This is a genomic window from Aurantimonas sp. NFXS3 (genome assembly GCF_049132005.1).
Classification (GTDB): domain Bacteria; phylum Pseudomonadota; class Alphaproteobacteria; order Rhizobiales; family Rhizobiaceae; genus Aurantimonas; species Aurantimonas coralicida.
On record NZ_JAGDDZ010000001.1, the window covers coordinates 215,908 to 235,195 of the forward strand.

Annotated in this window: 19 protein-coding genes; 15 read left to right on the forward strand and 4 right to left on the reverse strand. The window is 67.3% G+C overall.

All coding sequences use genetic code 11. The annotated features are described in order from the left end of the window. Nucleotides 1–21: 21 nt before the first annotated feature. From J3367_RS00905 to J3367_RS00950, 10 genes are all read left to right on the forward strand, one after another. Nucleotides 22–372: a hypothetical protein gene (locus J3367_RS00905; protein ID WP_024349177.1), complete on the forward strand. Its 351-nt coding sequence runs from the start codon at nucleotides 22–24 to the stop codon at nucleotides 370–372. A gap of 86 nt (nucleotides 373–458) precedes the next feature. Beyond that, nucleotides 459–968 carry a 2'-5' RNA ligase family protein gene (locus J3367_RS00910; RefSeq protein WP_024349176.1) on the forward strand — a complete coding sequence of 170 codons (510 nt, stop codon included), beginning with the start codon at nucleotides 459–461 and terminating at the stop codon, nucleotides 966–968. Between the two features lie 256 nt (nucleotides 969–1,224). Continuing rightward, nucleotides 1,225–2,559: an ABC transporter substrate-binding protein gene (locus J3367_RS00915; protein WP_024349175.1), complete on the forward strand. Its 1,335-nt coding sequence runs from the start codon at nucleotides 1,225–1,227 to the stop codon at nucleotides 2,557–2,559. 286 nt (nucleotides 2,560–2,845) lie between these two features. After that, nucleotides 2,846–3,718, forward strand: coding sequence for a carbohydrate ABC transporter permease (locus tag J3367_RS00920; RefSeq protein WP_024349174.1), 873 nt, complete (start codon nucleotides 2,846–2,848; stop codon nucleotides 3,716–3,718). A gap of 13 nt (nucleotides 3,719–3,731) precedes the next feature. Further along, entirely contained in the window at nucleotides 3,732–4,562 is an 831-nt protein-coding gene (locus tag J3367_RS00925; protein ID WP_024349173.1) for a carbohydrate ABC transporter permease, read from the forward strand. Nucleotides 4,563–4,574: 12 nt separating this feature from the next. Further along, a complete protein-coding gene (locus tag J3367_RS00930) occupies nucleotides 4,575–5,579 on the forward strand; it encodes an ABC transporter ATP-binding protein (RefSeq protein WP_024349172.1) in 1,005 nt (334 codons plus the stop codon). Between the two features lie 118 nt (nucleotides 5,580–5,697). Beyond that, nucleotides 5,698–7,170, forward strand: a complete 1,473-nt coding sequence (locus J3367_RS00935; RefSeq protein WP_024349171.1) for a mannitol dehydrogenase family protein — start codon at nucleotides 5,698–5,700, stop codon at nucleotides 7,168–7,170. 30 nt (nucleotides 7,171–7,200) lie between these two features. Beyond that, the gene (locus J3367_RS00940) at nucleotides 7,201–7,410 is read left to right on the forward strand and encodes a hypothetical protein (RefSeq protein WP_060576852.1); all 210 of its coding nucleotides are present in this window, start codon (nucleotides 7,201–7,203) and stop codon (nucleotides 7,408–7,410) included. A 362-nt stretch (nucleotides 7,411–7,772) separates the two neighbouring features. Next, nucleotides 7,773–8,222: a DUF2383 domain-containing protein gene (locus J3367_RS00945; RefSeq protein WP_024349170.1), complete on the forward strand. Its 450-nt coding sequence runs from the start codon at nucleotides 7,773–7,775 to the stop codon at nucleotides 8,220–8,222. A gap of 66 nt (nucleotides 8,223–8,288) precedes the next feature. Beyond that, nucleotides 8,289–9,113: a manganese catalase family protein gene (locus J3367_RS00950; RefSeq protein WP_024349169.1), complete on the forward strand. Its 825-nt coding sequence runs from the start codon at nucleotides 8,289–8,291 to the stop codon at nucleotides 9,111–9,113. 123 nt (nucleotides 9,114–9,236) lie between these two features. Here J3367_RS00950 and dinB read toward each other — a convergent pair whose 3' ends face one another. Beyond that, nucleotides 9,237–10,358, reverse strand: coding sequence for a DNA polymerase IV (gene dinB / locus J3367_RS00955; RefSeq protein WP_024349168.1), 1,122 nt, complete (start codon nucleotides 10,356–10,358; stop codon nucleotides 9,237–9,239). A gap of 267 nt (nucleotides 10,359–10,625) precedes the next feature. On the opposite strand from dinB, the gene J3367_RS00960 reads away from it, so the two are divergent. From J3367_RS00960 to J3367_RS00970, 3 genes are all read left to right on the forward strand, one after another. Further along, on the forward strand, nucleotides 10,626–10,922 hold the full coding sequence (locus tag J3367_RS00960) for an HNH endonuclease (RefSeq protein WP_024349167.1): 297 nt from the start codon (nucleotides 10,626–10,628) through the stop codon (nucleotides 10,920–10,922). Between the two features lie 98 nt (nucleotides 10,923–11,020). After that, the gene (locus J3367_RS00965; protein WP_024349166.1) at nucleotides 11,021–11,635 is read left to right on the forward strand and encodes a hypothetical protein; all 615 of its coding nucleotides are present in this window, start codon (nucleotides 11,021–11,023) and stop codon (nucleotides 11,633–11,635) included. Nucleotides 11,636–11,876: 241 nt separating this feature from the next. Further along, a complete protein-coding gene (locus J3367_RS00970; RefSeq protein WP_024349165.1) occupies nucleotides 11,877–13,001 on the forward strand; it encodes a glycosyltransferase in 1,125 nt (374 codons plus the stop codon). Nucleotides 13,002–13,037: 36 nt separating this feature from the next. Here the strand turns inward: J3367_RS00970 and J3367_RS00975 are convergent, their stop codons facing one another. Further along, nucleotides 13,038–13,901, reverse strand: coding sequence for a glycosyltransferase family 2 protein (locus J3367_RS00975; protein ID WP_024349164.1), 864 nt, complete (start codon nucleotides 13,899–13,901; stop codon nucleotides 13,038–13,040). After that, nucleotides 13,898–15,979 carry an HAD-IIB family hydrolase gene (locus tag J3367_RS00980; protein ID WP_024349163.1) on the reverse strand — a complete coding sequence of 694 codons (2,082 nt, stop codon included), beginning with the start codon at nucleotides 15,977–15,979 and terminating at the stop codon, nucleotides 13,898–13,900. The genes J3367_RS00975 and J3367_RS00980 overlap by 4 nt, the downstream gene beginning before the upstream one ends. Before the next feature lie 60 nt (nucleotides 15,980–16,039). Here J3367_RS00980 and J3367_RS00985 point away from each other — a divergent pair, with 60 nt between their 5' ends. Then, nucleotides 16,040–17,086, forward strand: coding sequence for a glycosyltransferase family 4 protein (locus J3367_RS00985; protein ID WP_029702670.1), 1,047 nt, complete (start codon nucleotides 16,040–16,042; stop codon nucleotides 17,084–17,086). Continuing rightward, on the forward strand, nucleotides 17,083–18,276 hold the full coding sequence (locus J3367_RS00990) for a glycosyltransferase family 4 protein (protein ID WP_024349161.1): 1,194 nt from the start codon (nucleotides 17,083–17,085) through the stop codon (nucleotides 18,274–18,276). The genes J3367_RS00985 and J3367_RS00990 overlap by 4 nt, the downstream gene beginning before the upstream one ends. Here J3367_RS00990 and J3367_RS00995 read toward each other — a convergent pair. Continuing rightward, on the reverse strand, nucleotides 18,264–19,229 hold the full coding sequence (locus J3367_RS00995) for a hypothetical protein (protein ID WP_244495393.1): 966 nt from the start codon (nucleotides 19,227–19,229) through the stop codon (nucleotides 18,264–18,266). The genes J3367_RS00990 and J3367_RS00995 overlap by 13 nt on opposite strands. Between the last annotated feature and the right edge of the window lie 59 nt (nucleotides 19,230–19,288).

Genomic DNA, 19,288 nt, shown 5'->3' on the forward strand with positions numbered 1-19,288 from the left:
GCACCTGCCCGTGGTGTCGTAATGGCGCAGAACGGCAAGGCCGCCGCGGCATCGGGCAAGACGTATCCGACCACGCCGGACGGACGCTATTTCGTCGTGCGGGGCCGGCTCTGGCGATCGAGCGACCCGTCGCTCGATCCCGAACGGCGCCAGCATCTCGTCAACGAACTGATGTCTGCCCGGCGTGCGGTCCGCGACGCCAAGGACGATGCCGCCCTGAAGGCGGAGGCGCGCCAACGCGTGGACGCGGCGAAGACGAGCCTCGGCGAACGCGGGCCCGTCTGGTGGACGGACGGCGCGCCCGACCTCAATCGGCGGATGGTGGCGGGGACCGCCTATGCCGAATGGTATGAGAGCCTTGGCGACGGGTAGCGAAGCCGGGTGCCGCCACCGTCTTGGTGGGCAGGGCTGCGGGCCTTTCGCGGCACGACCCGCCATGCGTTGTGACGATCGACGCCATGGATGACGCGCCGCTGATCCTGACACTGCGCTTCGATGCGGCGAGCTTTGCGCGTTTCGACCGGGAGCGGCGGCAGCATTTTCCGCCGGAGCGCAATCTGATCCCGGCGCATCTCACCCTGTTCCATCATCTGCCGGGCGGACAATACCGGGAGATCTGCGATGTGCTTGCCGCGCAGGCGGCGGAGCGACCGGCCTTTGCAATGCCTGTGACGTCGCTGCGGTTCCTCGGGCAGGGCACGGCCTATGCCATCGACAGCCCCGCCCTGGCCGGGCTCCGGCAGGATCTCGCACGGCTCTGGTCCGGGCATCTGACACGGCAGGACGCGCAGGGCTTTCGCCCGCATGTCACGATCCAGAACAAGGTCCGGGCTGCCGAAGCCAGGGCGCTTCATGCCGCGATGTCGGCGGCGTTCGAGCCGTTCGAGGTGACGGCCACCGGCCTGCTGCTGTGGCATTACCGGGGAGGGCCATGGGAGGCCGCCGGCGAGTTTGCCTTTGCGGGCTGACCGCGAACCGGGGCTGCGTCCCACAACGTCACCGTCGCCTCGCAGGCGTTCCGACCGAGGCCGATGCCAGCCGTAAGGTCGACGGACGATGCCGTTTCAAACGATACCATCTTGCGGTTGCGCCAAACTGCGCCGCCCGCGGCGGCCAACTCATCGGCGATGGACGTATTGCCGTTCCGGTATTCCCAAGGCAGACTGGTTCGCAAATCGGAAGAGAGCCGGTCAACGGCCAGTCGAGTGAACCGGGAGGACCGAGATGAACTATTCGACGACCAAGACGGTACTTGCAGCTGCAACTGCCTTGGCGGCCTTCGCCTGGCAGGCGCCGGCCCATGCCCAGACAACCCTGACGATTGGTACCGTCAATAACAGCGACATGGTCCGCATGCAGGGGCTGTCGTCGGAATTCGAGGCGGCCCATCCCGATATCAAGCTCGACTGGGTGACGCTGGAGGAGAACATCCTGCGCCAGCGCGTGACGACCGACATCGCCACCAATGGCGGCCAGTTCGACGTCATGACCATCGGCACCTACGAAGTGCCGATCTGGGCCAAGCAGGACTGGCTGAAGCCGCTGGACGGTCTCGGAGACGATTACGACGCGGACGATCTGATCCCGGCGATCCGCAACGCGCTGTCGGTCGACGGCACGCTCTACGCGGCACCCTTCTATGCCGAGAGCGTGCTGACGCTCTATCGCACCGACCTGTTCGAGAAGGCCGGGCTGGAGATGCCCGAGCAGCCGACCTGGGACTTCATCGCCGAGGCGGCCGAGAAGATCACCGATCAGGATGCCGGCGTCTACGGCCTCTGCCTGCGCGGCAAGCCCGGCTGGGGCGAGAATATGGGCTTCCTCGGCAACATGGCCCGCTCGTTCGGCGCGAATTATTTCGATGCCGACTGGCAGCCGCAATTCGAGGGCGAAGGCTGGACGAAGGCCATCACCCTCTATGTCGACCTGATGAACAAATACGGTCCTCCGGGCGCCGCCTCCAACGGCTTCAACGAGAATCTCTCGCTGTTCGGCCAGGGCAAATGCGGCATGTGGATGGACGCCTCGGTCGCCGCGTCCTTCGTGACCGACCCCAAGCAGAGCCAGGTGCCCGATCAGGTCGGTTTCGCGCCGGCGCCCTGCGGCATCGAGAACTGCCCGAACAACGGCTACAACTGGCTGTGGGCCTGGTCGCTGGCGGTCCCGGCATCGTCGGAAAAGGCCGACGCCGCGCAGACCTTCATCGGCTGGGCGACCTCCAAGGAATATCTCGCCCTCGTCGCCGAGAAGGAAGGCTGGGCCAACGTGCCTCCCGGCACCCGCACCTCGCTCTATGAGAACTCGGAATACACCGAGGCTGCGCCCTTCGCGGACGCAACCCTGACGGCGATCAACAATGCCGATCCGTCGATGACGGACGACAAGCCCTATGTCGGTCTGCAATTCGCCGCGATCCCCGAGTTCCAGGGGCTCGGCACGGCGGTCGGCCAGCAGATGGCCGCGGCCCTGTCGGGGGCATCGACCGTCGAGCAGGCGCTGCAGCAGTCGCAGGCGATCGCGGTCCGCGAGATGACCCGCGGCGGTTACATCAAGAACTGATCCCGGCGCGCGCGACGCCCGGCGGACGATCATGGGCAAGGGCGGCCGCCGAACGAGCCGCCCTGCCGACAGGGCCGCCGGTTCGCGGGCGATGACGGGAGCGCGAAACCGCCCCGACCGCGTCCGCAGATTTCTCCGTTGGCCCGCCCTGCAATATACGCGCGGCCCGACACCATCGCCGGGCCCGTGCGACCTGCCAGGAAAGCCGTGACGCCGTCCGCGTGGCCGGCGACCGGGTTCGAACTTCAGGCTCCGCATCACCCGGTGCGGCAGAGGGGGGAGTGTCATGGCCACCTTGCACACCAAAGCCGCGGCCCGCGCGATGATGGCGCCGGCGGTGATCGTCCTCCTGATCTGGATGATCGTGCCGCTGGCGATGACGCTGTACTTCTCGACGCTGAACTACACGCTCTACAACCCGCTCTCGCAGCCCTTTGTCGGCTTCGAGAACTACAGCTACTTCCTTACCGATCCGACCTTTCTCGCAGCCCTCGGCAACACGCTGGTGCTGGTGCTCGGCGTTCTCGCCATCACGGTGGGCGGCGGCATCCTCGTCGCCCTGCTGCTCGACCACGACGTCTACGGGGTGAACTTCGTCCGGCTTCTGGTGATTGCGCCGTTCTTCGTCATGCCGACCGTGGCGGCGCTGGTCTGGAAGAACATGATGATGAACCCGGTCTACGGGGTGATCGGCCAGTTCCTGACCGGCCTCGGCTTCACGCCGATCGACTGGATGACCGACGTGCCGCTTCTGTCGATCATCATCATCGTCGCCTGGCAGTGGCTGCCCTTCGCCACGCTGATCCTCCTGACCGCCCTGCAGTCCCTGTCGACCGACCAGAAGGAGGCGGCCGAGATGGACGGGGCGGGGGCGCTGTCGATCTTCTTCTACATCACCCTGCCGCATATGAGCCGGGCGATCACCGTGGTGATCCTCATCCAGACGATCTTCCTCCTGTCGATCTATGCCGAGATCCTGGTGACGACGCAGGGCGGGCCGGGATCGCAATCGACCAACATCACCTATCTCGTGGCGCAGCAGGCGACCTCCTACGGCGATATCGGCGCGGCCTCGGCCGGCGGCATCGTGGCGGTGATCCTTGCCAATATCGTCGCGATCTTCCTCGTCCGCCTGATCGGCAAGAATCTCGACGCCTGAGGAGGGCTGCCAGATGTCACGTCGCATGACCACGAGCCGCAAGATCTCGATGTCGGTACTCGCATGGTTCGTCGGGCTGGTGATCTTCTTCCCGATCCTGTGGACCTTCCTGACCTCGTTCAAGACCGAGCTGCAGGCGATCTCCACCCCGGCGGTCTTCGTCGGCTTCGAATGGACGCTGGAGAACTACCGGACCATCCAGACCCAGTCGAACTACCTCCACTACATGATGAACTCGATCTATTTGTCGCTCGGCTCGACGGCGCTGGGGCTGATCTTCGCCATTCCCGCGGCCTGGGCGATGGCCTTCTCGCCGACCAAGCGGACCAAGGACATCCTCCTGTGGATGCTGTCCACCAAGATGCTGCCGGCTGTCGGCGTGCTGATTCCGATCTACCTGCTGTTCGTGCGTTTCGGCCTTCTGGATTCCCGGCTCGGCCTGATCGTCGTCCTGTTCCTGATCAACCTGCCGATCATCGTCTGGATGCTCTACACCTACTTCAAGGAGATCCCCGGCGAGATCCTCGAGGCGGCCCGCATGGACGGCGCCAATCTGCGCAAGGAGATCACCCAGGTGCTGGCGCCGATGGCGGTGCCGGGCATCGCCTCGACGGTGCTTTTAAACATCATCCTGTCGTGGAACGAAGCGTTCTGGACGCTGAACCTGACGACCTCGAACGCGGCGCCGCTGACTGCCTTCATCGCCTCGTTCTCCAGCCCGCAGGGCAATTTCTACGCCAAGCTCTCCGCGGCCTCGATGCTTGCCATCGCGCCAATCCTCATCGTCGGATGGTTCTCGCAAAAACAGCTTGTGCGTGGCCTCACCTTCGGCGCCGTCAAGTAAGGAGCTTCCGCCATGGGACAGATCCACCTCGAAAAGGTTCGCAAGACCTTCGGCGACGTCGTCATCATTCCAGAACTCGACCTGAAGATCGAGGACGGCGAGTTCGTGGTCTTCGTCGGCCCGTCCGGCTGCGGCAAGTCCACCCTCCTGCGGCTGATCGCCGGGCTGGAGGATGTCACCGCCGGGCAGATCATGATCGACGGCCAGAACGCCACCGAGCTGCCGCCGGCCAGGCGCGGCCTCGCCATGGTGTTCCAGTCCTATGCGCTCTACCCGCATATGAGCGTGCGCAAGAACATCGCCTTTCCGCTGAAGATGGCCAATATGGACAAGTCGGAGATCGACCGGCGGGTGGACTACGCGGCGAAGACGCTCAATCTCGACGCCTATATCGACCGGCGGCCGGGGCAATTGTCCGGCGGTCAGCGCCAGCGCGTCGCCATCGGCCGGGCGATCGTGCGCGAGCCGGCGGCGTTCCTCTTCGACGAGCCGCTCTCCAATCTCGATGCGGCGCTGCGGGTCGGCATGCGGCTGGAGATCTCCGAACTGCACCAGCGGCTGAAGACGACGATGGTCTACGTGACCCACGACCAGGTCGAGGCGATGACCATGGCCGACAAGATCGTCGTCCTGCGCGCCGGCAAGGTCGAGCAGGTGGGCTCGCCGCTCGACCTCTACACGGCGCCGCAGAACACTTTCGTCGCCGGCTTCATTGGCTCGCCGAAGATGAATCTCGTGACGGGTGCGGAGGCGCAGCGCTACGGCGTCGAGACGATCGGCATCCGGCCGGAGCACGTCACGCTGTCGACCACGGAAGGAAGCTGGACGGGCACCGTGAAGGTCGCCGAACATCTGGGCTCCGACACCTTCCTGCACGTGGAATCGCCCATTCACCACGAGCCGCTGACCGTTCGCGCGGGCGGCGAGTTCCCTGTCCATCACGGCGACACGGTCTATCTGACCCCGCAGGAAGACAAGCTGCACCGCTTCGACGGCCAGGGTCTGGCCGTCCGCTAGGAGGAGGGCGGCCGGCGGGACCTCCGCCCCGCAACCGTTTGCGCCCGCACAATGTCCTGCCGTTCCTGCGCACGCCGAGCGTCTGGCAGCCACGACGATCAGCCCGAGGAGACCTGCCATGAGCGTCCGGCTTTGCGCCGCCAATCTTCCCGACATCGCCGGCAAGGCCGCGGTGCCGAGCTACGACCGCTCGGGCTTGCGTGCCGGCATCGTGCATTTCGGCATCGGCAATTTCCATCGCTCCCATCAGGCGGTCTATCTCGACGCCCTGTTCGAGATGGGGGAGGGGCACGATTTCGCGATCCTCGGCGCCGGCGTCATGCCCTCCGACCAGGCCATGCGCGACAGGCTGGCGGGGCAGGATTACCTGACCACCGTCGTCGAGCAGGACAATGCCAGCACCAGCGCCCGGGTGACCGGCGCGATGATCGACATGCTGCCGGTGGGCGACACGCCGGCGATCGTCGAAAAGCTCGCGGATCCGGCGATCCGGATCGTCTCCCTGACGGTGACCGAGGGCGGCTATTTCATCGACCCGGACGGCAAATTCGATCCGGCCCATCCGGCGATTGTCGCCGACGCGCAGAACCCCGAGGCGCCGACGACGGTGTTCGGCCTGATCTGCGCGGGGCTGAGGACGCGGCATGCGCGCGGCGTTCCGCCCTTCACGGTGATGTCCTGCGACAACATTCCCCATAACGGCAAGGTCTGCGCGGGCGCCGTCATCGGCATGGCGCGGCTGGTGGATGGCGCGCTGGCCGAATGGATCGCGGCGAATGTCGCCTTTCCGAACGGCATGGTGGACCGCATCACCCCGGCGACCAGCCAGCGCGAGATCGACCATTGCCGCGAGACATTGGGCATCGACGACGCCTGGCCGGTCTATTGCGAGGAATTCAAGCAATGGGTGCTGGAGGACGATTTTCCCGCCGGCCGCCCGGCGCTGGAGAAGGTCGGCGTGCAGTTCGTGCCCGACGTCACACCCTACGAGCATATGAAGATCCGCATCCTCAATGGCGGCCATGCGATCATCGCCTATCCGGCGGGGCTGCTGGATGTGCATTTCGTCCATGAGGCAATGCAGACCGATCTCGTCGCGCGCTTTCTCGACAAGGTCGAGACCGAGGACATCCTGCCGATCCTGCCGCCGGTGCCCGACACCGATCTCGGCGCCTATTACGCCCTGATCAAGCGCCGGTTCGGCAATCCGAAGATCGGCGATACCATCCGCCGCCTGTGCCTCGACGGCTCGAACCGCCAGCCGAAATTCATCGTGCCGTCGGTGCTCGACAATCTGCAGGCCGGGCGCAGCCCCACGGGCCTGGCGCTCGAAAGCGCGCTGTGGTGCCGCTACTGCCGGGGCGTGACCGATTCCGGCGCGGCGATCGCGCCGAACGATCCCGACTGGGATCACCTGACCGAACGGGCCCGGGCCGCCGAAACCGACCCGATGGCCTGGCTGTCGATGGAAGCCGTCTATGGCAGGCTGAAGGACGAGCCGCGCTTTGCCGAGCCCTTCGCGGAGTGGCTGCGCATGCTGGCGGCGAAAGGCACCGCCGACACGCTCCGGACTTATCTCGGGCAAAACTGACTGACGCGTTCCCCGCTTGCGGACGCGGACATGGGCGAGGATACGGACACGGGCGCCACCCCGTCGAGCTTCCCCATGCAGGTCGATCCGGTCGATCCGGTCGAACCCGTAGCCGGCGGATCGCTTCTTCATGCCGATTTCCGCATCCTTGGATCAGGTCGGCTACGCTGCCGGCCCGCAAGGTTTCGCAAGGATTACGGATCGCCGTGGCAGGGCGCCACGAGCGCGCTGGGCGATTAATCATGATCAAATTTGTCATGTTATGATCCGCGGTCGGCGATGGTCCATCGCCGACCGCGCTTGATGGTGCCCCGCGCAGAGCGCTGCCGGTATAGTCGCGGCCTACGCGAATATATTCCTCAGAGCTACTCGGATTCATTACCGGCTTGGAAGTTTAGTCGCGCATGCGCGCCAGCTCCGTAGGCACCTATCCGTCCCGCGGATGCCCTTTCCTTTAGCCGCACAAGCAACTCGGATGAAACGTTCGACGCGGTCACCGCCTTTCTCGGGTCAGGCAACGAGGAACGCTCGGCTGAGCGATCCGCGCATCAACCCGCCAGTTCGCAGGGTGAACCGCGCATGCGCCGACAAAGGAGACGATCATGGTTACGACAGTTGGAACAGAGACCGACATCAAGTCGCTGGTTCGCGATCTCATCATTCTCGAGCACGACGCCATCGCGGCATATGAAACCTGCATCGAGAATCTGAGCGACAAGAGCCTTGCGACGCAGGTTGCGGCCTTCCGCAAGGATCACCAGCAGCATCTCGACGTGCTGCATGAGATGGCCCGCGAACTCTCGTTCGATCCGCCGACCTCGGGCGACATGAAGCAGGTCCTGACCACGGGCAAGGTCGCGCTGGCCGGCCTCATGGGCGACGCCACGATCCTCAAGGCCATGAAGACCAACGAGGACGACACCGTCGCTGCCTATCAGCGCGCCGCCGACCATGGCGATGCGGTGCCGAAGTCCAAGGCGTTCTTCGCCAGCGCGCTGGCCGACGAGGAGCGTCACCGCGCCTGGATGGACAGCACGGCGGCCAGCCTCTGATCTCAGGATATCCCGGCATCCGCCGGCCCCACTGAACCAGATTCACTGAAACTGAAGGGACAGATCATGTTTCACCATTCGTCCAAGCTCCAGTACACCGTCCGCGTCGACAAGCCCGATCCGCAGTTCGCCAAGCTCCTGCAGCAGGCGATCGGCGGCATCGAGGGCGAGATCCGCGTCGCCATGCAGTATTTCTTCCAGGCCATGGGCGCGCGCGGTGACGACCGCATCCGCAATCTGTTGATGTCGACCGCGACGGAAGAGCTGTCCCATATCGAGTTCCTCGGCCATGCGGTCGCGCTGAACCTCGAGGGCGCCCCGGTGAGCGCGCAGGAGGAAGCGGCCAAGGATCCGGTGGTCCACGCCATTCTCGGCGGCGCCAATCCGCGCCATCTCCTGTCCTCGGGCCTGTCGGCCATGCCGGTGAACGCGAACGGCGTGCCCTTCGACCTCAGCCATGTTTATGCCACCGGCAACATCGCCGCCGACATGATGGCGAATGTCACCGCAGAGGCCGGCGGCCGCGTGCTGGCGTCGCGGCTCTACAACTGGACCGAGGATGCCGGCATGAAGGACATGCTGTCCTTCCTGATCGCCCGCGACACCATGCACCAGCAGCAGTGGCTGGCCGTGCTGGAAGAGATGGGCGGCCTGACGGCGTCGCTGCCGGTGCCGAACTCCACGCCGGAGAGCCACGAGGCGACCGAGCACTCCTACTACTACCTCAACACGCATCTCGACGAAGACGCCCCGCAGGGTCGCTGGGCCTCCGGTCCGTCCCTGGACGGCCGCGGCGAGTTCTCGGTCAAGGCGCAGCCGGAGCCGCTCGGCCAGAAGCCGACGCTCGGCAAGGCCAAGCCGAATTCCGGCGCCCAGACCGAACAGATCTGAGCCTGAAACGTGCCGGGCGGGACAATTCCCACCCGGCACTCCTTGATATCCGATGCGGCACGCGCCGGTCTCGTACCGCCCTTGGCGGCGACGGGGCCGGCGTTGTCGTTCGCGCGCTCTGGTTCAAAGCGGCAGGCTGAACTGCGTCGGCGTGTCGTCCGGCATACCCTCGCGTATGAGCGATGAGAGGGCGACGCCGAGGAGCCGCACCCCCTTGTCGAAGGGCATGGCCGCGCCGAGGAGAGCCAGGGCGATGCGCTCGAGATCGTCGCGCGAGGCAACCGGCTGGACCGCGGAGCGGGCGCGGGTGATCTGCTGGAAATCGGCAAACTTGACCTTCAGCGTGACCGTGCGGCCGCGAATGGTGCTGGTTTCGCAATAGCGCCAGACTTTGTCGAGGATTGGCTGCAGCGCCTCGCGCATCTCGTCGAAGGCGAAGAGATCGGCGCCGAAGGTGTTTTCCGCGCCGACCGACTTGCGGATGCGATTGGCGCGCACCGGGCGTTCGTCGACGCCGCGCGAGATGGAATAGTAATAGGGGCCGGTCTTGCCGAAATGCTCCTGCAGGAAGGGCAGCGATTTGTCGCGGAGGTCGCGCCCGGTGTGAATGCCGAAGCGCTGCATCTTGGCGGCCGTTGCCGGACCGACGCCATGGAATCGGCCGACCGGAAGATCCTCGACGAAGCCCGGACCCATGGCCGGCGTGACAACGAAGATCCCGTCCGGCTTGCGGTAGTCGGAGGCCAGCTTGGCGAGGAACTTGTTGTAGGACACGCCGGCCGAGGCGGTCAGCCCGGTCACCTCCCGGATGCGCGCGCGGATCATCTCCGCGATCTGCGTGGCGGAGGGGATGTCGTGGAGGTTCTCGGTGACGTCGAGATAAGCCTCATCCAGAGACAGTGGCTCGATGATCGGCGTGTGCTCGGCGAAGATCGCCCGGATCTCGGCCGAGATCGCCTTGTAGACCTCGAAGCGTGGCTTGACGAAGATCAGGTCGGGGCAGCGCCGCCGCGCGGTGACCGAGGGCATGGCGGAGCGCACGCCGTACACCCGCGCCTCGTAGCTTGCCGCCGCCACGACGCCGCGTTCGCGCGAGCCGCCGACCGCGACGGGGCGTCCGCGCAGGGACGGATCGTCCCGCTGCTCGACCGAGGCATAGAAGGCGTCCATGTCGATATGGATGATCTTGCGCTGCCTGACGGTCGCGACGGGCTGCGCGTCCGGCGCGTCGTCCACCGCCGGCATGTGCGTTTCCCGCACGATCGCGTTGTCTGGGGGCGCCTCGTCCATCCGCCTGCCGTCGTCACCACATCCGTCCGACATTCCGCCCTGCGCGGTCGCGCCGGCGGGCTAAGGCTCCGCGCGGCGCGCACCTGGGCGTGGCGGTTCGGCGTTTGTTCGACCTAGCAGAAACACGCCGGACTGGCTGCAGCAAAACCGTGACATCATGTCCTGCCGAACGCGTCGCCTCCGGCGATTGGCGCCACGGCACGCCGCACCTAGATAGCGCGCATGGCGGGGCAGAAGGGCAGGCGTGACGAGGCGGAGGAGTGCTGGCTGTGCGGCCGGCCGCTGGGCCGCCGCATCGAATGGCATCATCCGCAGCCCAAGAGCCGCGGCGGACGACAGGTCGTTCCGGTCCATCCGATCTGCCATCGCACCATCCATGCCAGCTTCACCAATGCGGAGCTCGACCGGATGACGGCGGACGGGATCCCCCTGTCGCAGCATCCCGACATTGCGCGGTTCCTCGGGTGGATCGCCGGCAAGCCGCCGGATTTCCACGCGCCGACCCGCAAGAAGAGCTGAGGACGGCGACAGCGGGCCGCACATCCGCGTGGAACCTAGCGCGCGCTGCATCGCTGTTGCCACGCGCCTTCGCCCGCAATCGAAAAACCCGGCCTGCCATGACCCAGCCCAGCATCAGCCTTGTCGGCAACGCCCCGCACGAGCGGGACCGCTCCGCCGCGATCGACGCCAGCGACAGCGTCATCCGCATCAACAATTGCTTCGGCCTCGGCGGGGTCAATGGCAGTCGCACGACCCATCTCTTCCTGATCAATTGCGGCGGGCAGATGCGGGAATGGCTGGACGATCCGGACTTTCTCGCACGTGCGGCGTTGGCGCAGGCCGGCGAAATCCTGCTGCCGATCCATCCGGCGAAGGACGATCTGATCGCGCCGCCCCTCACCGAGGCCGAACGCAAAGTCCCCGATGCGCGCAACTGGGCGCCGGAGGCGGAAGCGATGCTGCGTGCGGATGGCCGGGCCGTGACACCGGTCGGCGTCGACATTTTCCTGCGGGCATGCGGCGTCATCGGCTATACGCGGCCGCAACGCGACATGAGCGCACCGTCCACCGGTCTCATCGCGCTCCTCTGGGCGCTCGAGACGTTCGGCGGCCCGATCGACGTCTACGGCTTCGGCTTCGACGGCTGGGACGGACATCGCTGGAACCGCGAACGGGCGTTTTTCGAGCGGATGCAGGACGAGGGCCGGGCGCGGCTGCATCCGCTTTCCTGACCGCGACGCATCGTCGCTTTCGCGAAGTGTCCTGCCGTTGCGGCGGCATATTCGTGTTCTGGCTGCTCCCGCGATGCGGAATTTTCGTTTGCCGCGACCATGAATCGGCAGCCGTGCCGGGCCGCCGCGCTACCTGCCATGTCCTGTTTCCCATTGATCGAAAGCACGACATGGCAGCGTTCGACATCCATTTCGCGAGCCGCACCGACCCGCGGTCCCTCATCCAGCGGGAGGGCCGGGCATGACCAGGCCGATCGCGTTTTTCGTGCATCACCAGGGGCGCGGGCATGCCAACCGGACGATGGCGCTGGTCGAGGCGTTTTCGCGTACGCGGCCGGTCTCCGTGCTGACCGCGGGACCGCATCTGTTCGAGGGCTTCTCGCGGCACATCGAGCTGATCACGCTGCCGAACATGATCGGCGCCGGCGTGCCGACGGAGCGGCTCTATGCCGAGCCGACACCGCCGGCGCTGCACTGCGTGCCCTTGGGTCTGAAGGAAATGCGCGGCACGATGCGCGCCATTATCGATCATCTCGATGCACGTGACGTCGGGCTGTTCGTCGTGGACGTCTCGTCGGAGATCGCGCTCCTGTCGCGGATCGCCTCGGTCCCGGCGGTGCAGATCCGCATGCATGGCGACCGCTCGGATACCGGCCACATCGCCAGCTACGAATCCAGCGTCGGCATGCTGGCGCCTTTCGACGAGAGCCTCGAACAGGACGATTATCCGGCGCATCTGCGCGCCAAGACCTTCTATTCGGGCGGTCTCTGCACGACCCGCGATCCGGTGCCGACGCGCGAGGCGGCGCGGCGCAAGCTGGGCCTCGATCCGGAGCGCGAAACCATCGTCGTCCTGACCGGCGGCGGCGGCGCCGGCACGCCCTATGCGCCGCTCACCGTCGGCGCGCGCGCCCTGCCGGAGGCCGACTGGCTGGTGCTCGGGCCGACGCTCAAGGAGGGCCACGAGACCGACTTTTCCAATCTGCGCGAACTCGGCTGGGTGTCGAACGTCACCGACTATCTGGCGGCGGCCGATATCGTCGTGGCGTCGGCGGGGGACAATACGGTCACCGAAATCGCGCGGGTCGGCCGGCCGCTCGTGATCGCCCCGGAATGGCGCTACTTCAACGAGCAGACCCGCAAGGCCGAGGCGATGGCCGCGGTGGGCGCCGCCGTTCACGCACAGCGCTGGCCAGGCGATCTCGCCGGCTGGCAGGGCCTGATGGAGGAGGCGCGACAGCTCGACCCGGCGCGGATCGCACCGCTCTACCGCAAGGATGCCGCACAGAGAGCGGCAAACTGGCTGGAAAGCCTGACAGACGAATTGTGGGGCGAGGGCCAGCAGCCGCTGGCGGCCACCGGCTAGGACGCAGGAAGCCCCGTCCGGCGTCCGCTTCGTGCCCTAGCTGAAGCGGACGCTGTCCGGCTGGCGGGCGGCTGCCAACTCTTCGGGTGTCGGCCGGCGCCGCGCGACGATCTCGTCGCCGGCCGGGTCCCATTCGATCAGGCCCCGCTCGGCGAACTGGCCGAGCCAATAATCCATGCACCAGCGCCGATGCTTGGCGTGGAAGCGGCGGGCATTGGCCAGAATGGCGTCGAAATGCGGCAGCGGCGGCACATGGACCGTGTGGTGCTGATGATAGGCACGGGCCCCGGCCGTCCAGTAGAGCGGCACGCCGGCCGGATCGAGACGCGCGGCAAGGTCGGTCTCCTCGCCGCCATAGCCGACGAAGCGTTCGTCCATGCCGCCAAGCCGCGCCCAGGTGGCCTTGCGCACCGCGAAGGACAGACCCCAGAACTCGCCCGTATTCGCCTCGCGCCGCAGGCCGGTGCGAGGCATGTCGGGCTTGGACGGGTGCACGATGCCGACGGCGTCGAGCGCGTCGAAATCCAGCGCGCCGTCGATGGCGCCGCCCGGCAGATACAGGACCTCGCCGAGAAAGAAGCCGTCGGTCTCAGCGCAGGCATCGGTGAAGCGGTCGACGAGGCCGGGTGCGGCGACGCAGTCCACATCGAGGAAGATCAGCGTCTCGCCCGTCGCCGCCTCGGCGGCGCGATTGCGCGCGGCGGCCAGGGGCAGGTCGTCGCCCGGCACCGTGAACTGGCGCACAGGGATGCCGATCTCCGGCAGGTCCGGCTCGATCGCCGGTTGCATGCAGGCGATGACGAGTTCATCCGGCTTGCGGCTTTGCCGGCGCAGGCTCTCCATCAGGTTCAACAGATGCCGCCGCCGGTTGCGCGTCAGGGTGAGAAGGCTGGTCGTCACTGGATCGGCGCCCGTCCGGCGCGGCTCCGGAAATGGGTCACGCCCTCGATGATGCCGCGGGCATGGCTCTGCCGCGCGACATAGGAATGGGAAAGGTCCGACCGGCTGGCGAGACTGTCGGAATAGTTCGCCACGATGATCGACTGCGGCACCGAGCGCAGCATCTCGATATCGTTGCCGCTGTCGCCGGCCGCAAAGACCGCCTCGTCGGGCAGGGACAGGCGCTGGCGCAGATAGGTGATCGCCGCGCCCTTCGACGCGGTGACCGGCAGGATGTCGAGATAGCGGCCATGGCTGTGGATGACGGCGGCGGCCAGTCCGCGGCGCTGGAGATGCGCCCGGATGCCGGCGACGATGCTGCGGTCGCCCTCGGCCAGATAGCTCAGTTTGAAGGCGCGCTGCTCCAGCGGCGCCTGCGGAGCGATGCCCGGATAGTCGGCCAGCGCCGCGGCGATCCGCCGGCGCTGCCAGCCGGTGGCGATGCGCCGGCTCCAGTCGCGGTCGCGGCGGTAGGTGACGCCGTTCGGCTCGAGGAAATAGATCTCGGTGCCGACCGAGGAGATGATGATTTTGGGGTTCGGCGCGGCCTGCTGTTCGAGGATCGAGAGCGCGCTGTGCAGCGAGCGTCCGGTCGCGACCGCGAAGTCGAGCGCGGTCTCGCGGGCATGCCAGCGGGTGAAGGCCTGGATGCAGGCGTCCGAGCCGGTCAGCGTGTTGTCGATGTCGCAGACGAGCAGCTGCGGCTGGTGGATGATCTGCGCCGGCTTCGCACCGGCGACCAGCCGTTCGACCAGTTGCCGGCAGCGCTCGGCATGCCGCGTCCAGTCATAGGCATCTACGGCCCTGGCGCCGTTGGCGGCGTAGGTCGCGTGAAGCGCCGGTTCCTCGAGAATGGCGCGGCAGGCGCCGGCGATGGCGTCAGGTTCGTGCGGGTTGACGAGGCGGCCGTTGTTGCAGCGCTCGATGATGTCGTTCGGCCCGCCGCTGTCGGTGGCCACGAGCGGCAGCCCGCTTGCCGCCGCTTCGAGCAGCGTCAGGCCGAAGGGCTCGTTCAGCGCCGGATTGACGAAAATGCCGCCGCGGGCGCGGGCATGGGCGTAGAGGGCCGGGATGTCTGCCGGTCGATGTGTCTTGGGCACCGCGACGCGGCCATAGAGGTCGTGGCGATCGATGGCCTCGAGGATCGCCCGCATCTGGCCGGCGGCTTCCTCGCCGAGCTCGCAGAGATCGCCGCGGGTGCCGGCGACGATCACCAGATTGGCGTTCTCGCGCAGCCAGGGATCGCGGCCGAAGGCTTCGACGAGCATTGGCAGGTTCTTCTTGGCGACCGGGCGGGCGATCGCCAGGACGACCGGCTTGTCCGGTTCGCGCAGGAAGGGCGCGATCATCGCGTCGACGGCTTCGGTGGTGGTCGCGCCGCGATAGGCGTCGAGATCGCTGCCGGGCTCGATGATCCGGATCTTGCCCGGCTCGTAGCTGTCATAGGCGGCGTACTGGACCTCGGCCTCGTCGCGCGACGAGGCGATGACGAGGTCGGCGGCCGCGAAGGTCCGTTCCTCGATGGCAATGCGCCGGTCGAGGACGGCGGCGGTTTCCGCCGGGATCTCGCCGGTCCTCATCGCCGCGCGCTTGACGCGACCGAGCGAATGGCCGGTGAACAGGAACGGAATGCCGGTCTTCGCGCGCACCAGCTCGGCGACGGTCCCGGCATCGGCGTAATGGGCGTGCAGGCAGGTCGGCGCCTCGGGCTGATCGCCGAGCCATTCCAGCAGATGCTCGGCGAAGCTCGCGGTCTCGGTGAAGAGTTCTTCCTTCGCCAGATATTCGGGACGATCGGTCGGCAGCCGGAGGATCTCGACCTTGTCGTCGATCCGCTCCCAGCCCGGCCGGTACTCGTCGCCATACTCGCTGTCGAAGCCGCGCGTGGCGATGACGATACGGTCGATGCCGGGCGTCCTGGCCTGGGCCGCCACAAGCTCGAGCAGATATTTGATGTGGCCGCCCGTGTCCGGGGTCAGGCCATAGCTGACATCGGTTGCCCGGAGGCAGCCCTGAAGAGCGACGTGTACGACGAACAAGGCGCCTACCTCTTCCGTTTGGATACTGACGAATTGGTCTGACCGCCCATATGGCCGGCGATGAAACCGCTTCGAGTCGCTCAGGTCGCCCCTAACATTTTTCCTACGCCCCCGGATCTGTCCGGCGGGACGGAACGGATCGTTCACGATCTGTCCAAGGCGTTGGATTCACTGGGGGTCTCCGTCACCCTCTTCGCCCCCTCCGACAGCAGGTGCGACATTCCGCGCATCGGCACGCTGCCGAGCCTCAAGGGGCTGGAAGAGCGCCACGGGGCGGTGCCGCCCTCGATCCCGCAGGTTCTCGAGGCGGTCCAGATGGAGGAATTGCGCAGACGGCTAAGCGATTTCGACATCGTCCACTGCCATGGCGAGTTCTTCCATGCGGCGCTCTTGGGCGAGCGGCGGCGGCATTCGCTGACCACCATTCACTGGCGTGTCGACGAACTCGACCGGGAGCTGTTCTTCGCGGCCTTCCCCGACCTGCCTGTGGCCGGCATCTCGCAAAGCCAGCTCGACCGGATTCCGGCCGCCAACCGCGCCGGCGTGGTGCATCATGGCCTCGACGAGAGCCGCTATCGCGCAGGGCCGGGCGACGGGGGCTATGCCGCCTTCGTCGGCCGGATGACCGACCAGAAGCAGCCGGATGCCGCCATCCGCATCGCACAGGCTGCGGGCATGCCGATCCGGCTGGCCGGGGCCGTCGACGTCGGCAATCCCACCTATTTCGACGAGAGGGTCGCGCCGCTGCTCGGCGGGGACGCCCGGTTCGTCGGTCCGGTGGACGATGCGGGCAAGCAGGCACTGCTCGGGGCGGCGACGGCGTTGCTGTTTCCCATCGACTGGCCCGAACCCTTCGGCCTCGTGATGATCGAGGCAATGGCCTGCGGCACGCCGGTGATCGCCTTCGACCGGGGCTCGGTGCCCGAGATCGTCGAGGATGGCGTCACCGGCTTCGTGGTGCGTGACGAGGCCGAGGCGGCGGCGGCGCTGCGGAAAATCGGCACTCTCGACCGTGATGCGATCCGTGCGCGCTTCGAGGCGCGGTTCACCGCCAGGCGGATGGCGGAGGATTATCTGCGGCTCTATCGCGAGCTTCTGGCCCGATGAGCCGGCTTCGCACCGCGCTGATCGCCTGGGACTATCCGCCGAGCGCCAGCGGCCTTGCCGTCGCCGCCCGCGAGATCGCCGAAAGCCTCGCGGCGGCCGGCGCGGAGGCCCATGTCTACACGTTGGACCGGCAGGGCAGCGAAGTGATCGGGGGCGTGCGGGTGATCGGCTGCCTGCCGCCCGAAGGCGGGGCCGGCCCCTGGCTGCGGCGACGGGCAGCGATCGGCCATCTGGTGGCGCCGCGCTGGTTCGCGGCCCGCATCGCGGCGGATCATCGACAGAGGCCCTTCGACTGCCTGGAGGCGACGAACTGGTACGCGCCGGGGGCGTTCGCCAGCCGCATCCCGGACCTGCCCTTCGTCACCCGCCATTCCACCCCGGCGATCTCGACCGGGGCCATCTCCGGCGGCCTGCGCGATCGGTTCGACGGGCGCTATGCCTGCCGGCTGGAGGCGGCGACCGCCCGGCGCTCGGCCGGCCATATCTTCAACACGCAAAGCCATGGCGAGAAGGTGCGGGCCCTCTACGAGCTCGACGCGGCCTCGCCGCAGGCGGTCATCGGCCTGTCGCTGCCGCCGGAGCGTCTGGCGCGCGCGGCCGGGGCGCCCTATCCGCCGGCGGGAGAGGAGCTGCGCCTGCTCTTTGTCGGCCGCGTGGAGGCGCGCAAGGGCTTCGATTGCCTGATGGGGGCGCTGTCGATCCTTGCCGACGACGTCTCCACCGGAGCGTTGCCGCACTTCCGGCTCGATCTCGTCGGGATCGGCGCGGAAGAGCTGCCGCCTCTCGACGATCGCGCCCGGTCCTGCCTCATGCTGCACGGCCGGCTCGACGACGCTGCGCTCGATGCGGCCTACCGGGAGGCCGACCTGGTCGTCGCGCCATCGCGCTACGAATCCTTCGGCCTCGTCTACCAGGAGGCGCTGGCCTTCGGGCGACCGGTGATCGGGCTGTCCGCGGACCCATCCGCCCGTCAGGTCGTCGGCGACAGTGGGGCCGGTCTCCTGGCCGCCGACGCCTCCGGCGCGGCCCTTGCCGATGTCCTGCGCCCGGCCCTGGGCGATGCCGACCTGCGCCTGCAACTCCATCGCCGGGCGGTGGCGGCGGCGGGGCGCTTTACCCGCAAAACGCTCGGCAAGGAGACGCTGGCGCTCTACGAAGCGGCGAGGGCGTTCCGGCGTCAGTCGGCATAGGGCGTCAGCAGCGCGTCGCGCTCGAACAGGCGGCCCTTGCCGGGCTGCAACGCCTCGTAGCGCTCGGAGCGTCGTTCGACATGGGCCCGGGACAGATGGTGCTCGATGACGAGGTTCGGGGCGATGAAGCTGTCGCGCCAGCCGCCGGCGAGTGCCGGCCGTTCATGCACCTTGCCCGCGTAGCACACGGAGCGACGGTTCAGGCGGTACTGGATGTCGGGGAAGAGGTCGGCGAAGACTCCGTCCACCCGGTTGCGGCGCGCCAGCCCGACGGAGAGGCTACCGCCCGCGTCGGCAAGGGCCGCGACATGGCCGAGGGTCGCGAGCGCTTCCCCCTCCACGGTTTCGTCGGCGTCAAGCTGCAGCACCCAGTCGTGCCGGGCCATCTCCTGTCCGGCATTGCGCTGGGCCGCGAAATCGCCGGCGAGGGGTCGTTGCAGAATGCTGATCGTGTCGGGCCAGTCGGCCGGCGGCATGAGGTCGGCCGCGGCCGGTTCGTCGACGACGAGGCAGAGATCGTCGAGGACGCTGGCGACCGGGCCGAGCTGATCGCGCAGATTGCTCAAGTCGCCGGGACGGCAGATGACGACGAGCGAGACCGGGACCGCCGGAGACGCGGCGAGCGGACGGAGGTCGGCGATGGCCGGGCAGTCCGTATAGGGATTGCGCAGGGCTGCCCGCTGTTCGTCGCCTACGGGACTGGCGACGAACCCACGTGACAGCGCCAGTGTCCGTGCGCTGTAGCTTTCGACGAAGAACGGATCGTTCGGCGCAAGGATGAAGCGCTCGCCGCCCAGGCGGGCATCGATCAGGGCCGGCAACCGCCCCGATGCGAGGGCGTCCACGTCTGCGAGAAGACCGCAATGGCCGCATTCGCGCCAGGCCGCATCATGGCGGGCGGCGCGTTCGGTGACCCGCATGTCGCGGGCGCGGCAGACGGGACAACGCGGCAACCGTTTCTCTGGCGCAGCGGCCATCGGAACCGTGCCTCGTGTCCCGTCCGGGAGCGTCA

What these genes read in the sequence shown, in the direction of transcription:
- J3367_RS00905 (WP_024349177.1), top strand. Translation starts at nt 22, where the DNA reads ATGGCGCAGAACGGCAAGGCCGCCGCGGCATCGGGCAAGACGTATCCG.
- J3367_RS00910 (WP_024349176.1), top strand. Translation starts at nt 459, where the DNA reads ATGGATGACGCGCCGCTGATCCTGACACTGCGCTTCGATGCGGCGAGC.
- J3367_RS00915 (WP_024349175.1), top strand. Translation starts at nt 1,225, where the DNA reads ATGAACTATTCGACGACCAAGACGGTACTTGCAGCTGCAACTGCCTTG.
- J3367_RS00920 (WP_024349174.1), top strand. Translation starts at nt 2,846, where the DNA reads ATGGCCACCTTGCACACCAAAGCCGCGGCCCGCGCGATGATGGCGCCG.
- J3367_RS00925 (WP_024349173.1), top strand. Translation starts at nt 3,732, where the DNA reads ATGTCACGTCGCATGACCACGAGCCGCAAGATCTCGATGTCGGTACTC.
- J3367_RS00930 (WP_024349172.1), top strand. Translation starts at nt 4,575, where the DNA reads ATGGGACAGATCCACCTCGAAAAGGTTCGCAAGACCTTCGGCGACGTC.
- J3367_RS00935 (WP_024349171.1), top strand. Translation starts at nt 5,698, where the DNA reads ATGAGCGTCCGGCTTTGCGCCGCCAATCTTCCCGACATCGCCGGCAAG.
- J3367_RS00940 (WP_060576852.1), top strand. Translation starts at nt 7,201, where the DNA reads ATGGGCGAGGATACGGACACGGGCGCCACCCCGTCGAGCTTCCCCATG.
- J3367_RS00945 (WP_024349170.1), top strand. Translation starts at nt 7,773, where the DNA reads ATGGTTACGACAGTTGGAACAGAGACCGACATCAAGTCGCTGGTTCGC.
- J3367_RS00950 (WP_024349169.1), top strand. Translation starts at nt 8,289, where the DNA reads ATGTTTCACCATTCGTCCAAGCTCCAGTACACCGTCCGCGTCGACAAG.
- dinB (WP_024349168.1), bottom strand. Translation starts at nt 10,358, where the DNA reads ATGCCGGCGGTGGACGACGCGCCGGACGCGCAGCCCGTCGCGACCGTC.
- J3367_RS00960 (WP_024349167.1), top strand. Translation starts at nt 10,626, where the DNA reads ATGGCGGGGCAGAAGGGCAGGCGTGACGAGGCGGAGGAGTGCTGGCTG.
- J3367_RS00965 (WP_024349166.1), top strand. Translation starts at nt 11,021, where the DNA reads ATGACCCAGCCCAGCATCAGCCTTGTCGGCAACGCCCCGCACGAGCGG.
- J3367_RS00970 (WP_024349165.1), top strand. Translation starts at nt 11,877, where the DNA reads ATGACCAGGCCGATCGCGTTTTTCGTGCATCACCAGGGGCGCGGGCAT.
- J3367_RS00985 (WP_029702670.1), top strand. Translation starts at nt 16,040, where the DNA reads ATGAAACCGCTTCGAGTCGCTCAGGTCGCCCCTAACATTTTTCCTACG.
- J3367_RS00990 (WP_024349161.1), top strand. Translation starts at nt 17,083, where the DNA reads ATGAGCCGGCTTCGCACCGCGCTGATCGCCTGGGACTATCCGCCGAGC.